At 70.2% G+C, this 4,626-nt stretch carries 3 protein-coding genes; all 3 read left to right on the top strand.

The annotated features are described in order from the left end of the window. A partial coding sequence (gene sucB, locus ABZ281_RS38770; RefSeq protein WP_356662709.1) for a 2-oxoglutarate dehydrogenase, E2 component, dihydrolipoamide succinyltransferase occupies positions 1–1,026 on the top strand: 1,026 nt, incomplete at its 5' end. A gap of 269 nt (positions 1,027–1,295) precedes the next feature. Beyond that, the gene (locus ABZ281_RS38765; protein WP_030837481.1) at positions 1,296–1,919 is read left to right on the top strand and encodes a GntR family transcriptional regulator; all 624 of its coding nucleotides are present in this window, start codon (positions 1,296–1,298) and stop codon (positions 1,917–1,919) included. A 267-nt stretch (positions 1,920–2,186) separates the two neighbouring features. Continuing rightward, positions 2,187–4,626 (top strand): pyruvate dehydrogenase (acetyl-transferring), homodimeric type (aceE, locus tag ABZ281_RS38760; RefSeq protein ID WP_356662708.1); only part of this gene is annotated, 2,440 nt, incomplete at its 3' end.

The following is a 4,626-nucleotide window of genomic DNA, read 5'->3' as shown; positions in this document are numbered from 1 at the left end:
ACCCCGGCTCCCGAGCCGGCTCCGTCCGCTCCCGCGCCGGCCCCGGCTCCGGCCCAGGCCCCGGCCGCTCCGGCCGCCGCCACGCCGGCCGACGACGGCGCCTACGTCACCCCGCTGGTGCGCAAGCTCGCCGCCGAGCAGGGCGTCGACCTGTCCACCGTCAAGGGCACCGGCGTCGGCGGCCGTATCCGAAAGCAGGACGTCGTCGCCGCCGCCGAGGCCGCGAAGAGCGCCGCCGCCGCCCCGGCCCCCGCCGCTGCCGCCCCGTCGGCCGCCAAGAAGGCCCCGGTGCTGGAGGCGTCCCCGCTGCGCGGCCAGACCATCAAGATGCCGCGGATCCGCAAGGTCATCGGCGACAACATGGTCAAGGCCCTGCACGAGCAGGCCCAGCTGTCCTCGGTCGTCGAGGTCGACGTCACCCGCCTGATGAAGCTGCGCGCCCGCGCCAAGGACGCGTTCGCGGCCCGTGAGGGCGTCAAGCTCTCGCCGATGCCGTTCTTCGTCAAGGCCGCGGCCCAGGCGCTGAAGGCGCACGCGCCGATCAACGCCAAGATCAACGAGGCCGAGGGGACCATCACCTACTTCGACACCGAGAACGTCGGTATCGCGGTGGACTCCGAGAAGGGCCTGATGACCCCGGTCATCAAGAACGCCGGTGACCTCAACCTCGCCGGTATCGCCAAGGCCACGGCCGACCTGGCGGGCAAGGTCCGCGCCAACAAGATCACTCCGGACGAGCTGTCCGGTGCGACCTTCACCATCTCCAACACCGGGTCGCGCGGCGCGCTCTTCGACACGATCATCGTGCCGCCGGGCCAGGTCGCGATCCTCGGCATCGGCGCGACGGTCAAGCGCCCCGCCGTCATCGAGACGGAGGAGGGTACGGTCATCGGCGTCCGGGACATGACGTACCTGACCCTGTCCTACGACCACCGCCTGGTGGACGGCGCCGACGCGGCCCGTTACCTGACGGCGGTCAAGGCCATCCTGGAGGCGGGCGAGTTCGAGGTCGAGCTCGGCCTCTGACCTCCATCGCCGGTACGGCTGTACGGTGCCCCCGCTCGGATCATCTCCGGGCGGGGGCACCGGCGTTTCGCTTTCAGGGGCGCGGGGCTGTATCGATGTGCGGCTCCGCCGCGTGGGCGCGATCAGCCACATACGACCGTGAGCCGAACGGCAACCCCACACCCCCCGTGTAAGTCTCGTCTCACCTGCACCAAAGCGCCCCCCGCCGCCCCACCCACGGAGCGAACCGGCCGTATTGTCTAAGCGTCAATCCCGCGTAAGGAGCCCTCATGACCGCGCCCGTCATCCACTCGCTCCGCGAGCAGATCCGCGAGCACATCCTGGAGGGGATCATCAGCGGACGCTGGCAGCCGGGCGAGCGGATCGTCGAGCGCCGGATCGCCACCGAGCTGGAGGTCAGCCAGACCCCGGTCCGCGAGGCCCTGCGGGAGCTGGAGTCCCTGCGCCTGATCGAGTCCGCTCCGAACAAGGGCGTGCGCGTCCGCAACCTCACGGCCGCCGACCTGGAGGAGAGCTACCCGGTCCGGGCCGGCCTGGAGGCGATCGCCGCGGAGCTGGCCGCCCAGGGCCTCGCGGAGGACTGCTCGGCTCTGGAGCCCCACGTCAGCGCCCTGTACGAGGCCGACCGCAGCTCCGACGGCACGGGGCAGGTCCGTCACACCGTCGCCTTCCACCGCGAACTGGTCCGTGCCGCGGGCAACTCCGTGCTGCTGCACACCTGGGAAGGCCTCGGCATCGAGGTGTTCACGGCCCTGTCGATCCGCTGGCTGGGCACCCGGCAGCAGTCGTACGCGGAGGAGCACGAGGAGCTCGTCGCCGCGTTCAAGCGCCGTGACCCCCGGATCGCCGAACTCGTGAAGGCGCACGTGCTGGGCTGCGCGCCTCGGGCGTGACACTCGAGCACCCTCTCGCTCAAACGCCTCCGACCTGCGAGAACCGTTCGAAAATCGGTCACCGCGTGCCACTGCCGGAGGCACCGCGTGCCTATTTTCTCGTGATCAAGAGGTTTTGCCCCTCAACCCTTTGATCGATCATCGATCAGCGAGTTAGAGTCGCCGACGGGCTTGCCACCCAAGCCCCAGCCCTGTCCTGCCAAAGACAAAGGGCACCCCCGATCCCCTTACGTGAGGGAACCCCCTTCGACTGAGGAAGGCGGCGACATGACCGACCCCAACGCCATCCAGCCGAGCGAGCTCGACCAGCTCCCCGACCGGGACCCGGAGGAGACCGCCGAATGGCAGGCCTCCCTGGACGCGGTCACCAAGGCTGCCGGGCCGCACCGTGCCGCATATCTGATGCGCCGCACGCTGGAGCGCGCCGAGGGCGCCGGCATCGCGCTGCCGAAGCTCCTCGAGACCGACTACGTCAACTCCATCCCCACCTCCGCCGAGCCGGCCGTGCCCGGTGACGAGGCGATGGAGCAGCGGATCACCGCGTGGAACCGCTGGAACGCGGCCGCGATGGTGACCCGGGGCAGCAAGTACGGCGTCGGCGGCCACATCGCCACCTTCGCCTCCGCCGCCTGGCTGTACGAGACCGGCTTCAACCACTTCTTCAAGGGCAAAGAGGCCGACGGCTCCGGCGACCAGCTCTACATCCAGGGCCACGCGTCCCCCGGCATCTACGCCCGCGCGTTCCTCGACGGCCGGCTGAACGAGGAGCAGCTCGACAACTTCCGCCGGGAGGCGGGCGGCAACGGCCTGCCCTCCTACCCGCACCCGCGCCGCCTGCCCTGGCTGTGGGAGTTCCCGACCGTCTCCATGGGCCTCGGCCCGCTGTCGGCGATCTACCAGGCGCGCTTCAACCGCTACCTGGCCAACCGCGGCATCAAGGACACCGCCGGTTCGCACGTGTGGGCGTTCCTCGGCGACGGCGAGATGGACGAGCCCGAGTCGACGGCGGCCCTCGCGCTGGCGGCCCGTGAGGAGCTGGACAACCTCACGTTCGTCATCAACTGCAACCTGCAGCGCCTCGACGGCCCGGTCCGCGCGAACTTCAAGATCGTGCAGGAGCTGGAGGCCCAGTTCCGCGGCGCCGGCTGGAACGTCATCAAGACGCTGTGGGGCACGGCCTGGGACGAGCTGTTCCGGCTGGACACCACGGGCGCGCTCGTACGCCGCCTGCGCCAGGTACCGGACGCGCAGATCCAGACCTACCAGACCCGCGACGCGGCCTACATCCGCCAGGACTTCTTCAGCGGCGACCCGGCGCTCGTGGAGATGGCGAAGCTGCTGAGCGACGACAAGATCCTCGAGTGCTTCCACCTCTCGCGCGGTGGTCACGAGGCGCGCAAGGTGTTCGCCGCGTACAAGGCCGCCGTCGAGCACAAGGGCGCGCCGACCGTGATCCTGGCCCAGACGGTCAAGGGCCACACCCTCGGCGAGGGCTTCGCGTCGAAGAACGCCAACCACCAGATGAAGAAGCTCTCGGTGGACGAGTTCAAGAGCATGCGCGACCTGCTCGAACTGCCGATCAAGGACAGCGACTTCGTCGACGGCGTGGTGCCCTACGGCCACCCGGGCGCCGACTCCCCCGAGGTCCGCTACCTCCAGGAGCGGCGTGCCGCCCTCGGCGGTCCGGCCCCGGCCCGGCGCACGCACCCCGTCGCCCCGCTGCCCGCCCCGGCGGAGAAGGCGTTCGCCTCCTTCGACAAGGGCTCCGGCTCGCAGAACGTGGCCACCACCATGGCGTTCGTCCGTCTGGTCAAGGACCTGGTCCGCGACAAGGAGACCGGCAAGCGCTGGGTGCCGATCGTCCCGGACGAGGCGCGCACCTTCGGTATGGAGTCGCTGTTCCCGTCGCTCGGCATCTACTCGCCCAAGGGCCAGACGTACGAGCCGGTCGACCGCGACCAGCTGATGTACTACAAGGAGGCCCAGAACGGCCAGATCCTCAACGAGGGGATCACCGAGGCCGGTTCGATGGCCGACTTCATCGCCGCTTCGACGTCGTACGCCACGCACGGCGAGGCGATGATCCCGTTCTACATCTTCTACTCGATGTTCGGCTGGCAGCGCACGGCCGACCAGATGTGGCAGCTCGGCGACCAGCTCGGCCGCGGCTTCCTCGTCGGCGCCACGGCCGGCCGTACGACGCTGACGGGCGAGGGCCTGCAGCACGCCGACGGCCACTCCCCCGTGATCGCCGCGACCAACCCGGCGGCGCTGTCGTACGACCCGGCGTTCGCCTACGAGGTCGCGGTCATCGTCAAGGACGGTCTGCGCCGGATGTACGGCGAGGCGGCCCCGGGCGAGGACCAGAACGTCTTCTACTACCTGACGGTCTACAACGAGCCGATGCCGCAGCCGGCGAAGCCGTCCGTCCAGGGCGTCGACGAGGGCATCGTCAAGGGCCTGTACCGCTTCAACACGGCCGAGTCGGCGGGCATCACGCCTCCGGCGAACGCCTCGCGGATCCAGCTGCTCGGCTCGGGTACGGCGATCCACTGGGCTCTCAAGGCGCAGCGGTTGCTCGCCGAGGAGTGGGGCGTGGCGGCCGACGTGTGGTCGGCGACGTCCTGGAGCGAGCTGCGCCGGGACGCCCTGGACGCGGACGAGGCACTGCTGCGCGGCGAGGAGCGGGTGCCGTTCGTGCGGGAGG

Origin of the sequence: Streptomyces sp. NPDC006265, from assembly GCF_040613555.1 — a bacterium.
Taxonomy (GTDB): Bacteria; Actinomycetota; Actinomycetes; order Streptomycetales; family Streptomycetaceae; genus Streptomyces.
The sequence above is the reverse complement of the archived record's forward strand: the minus strand, read 5'-3'. Positions and strand labels throughout refer to the sequence as shown.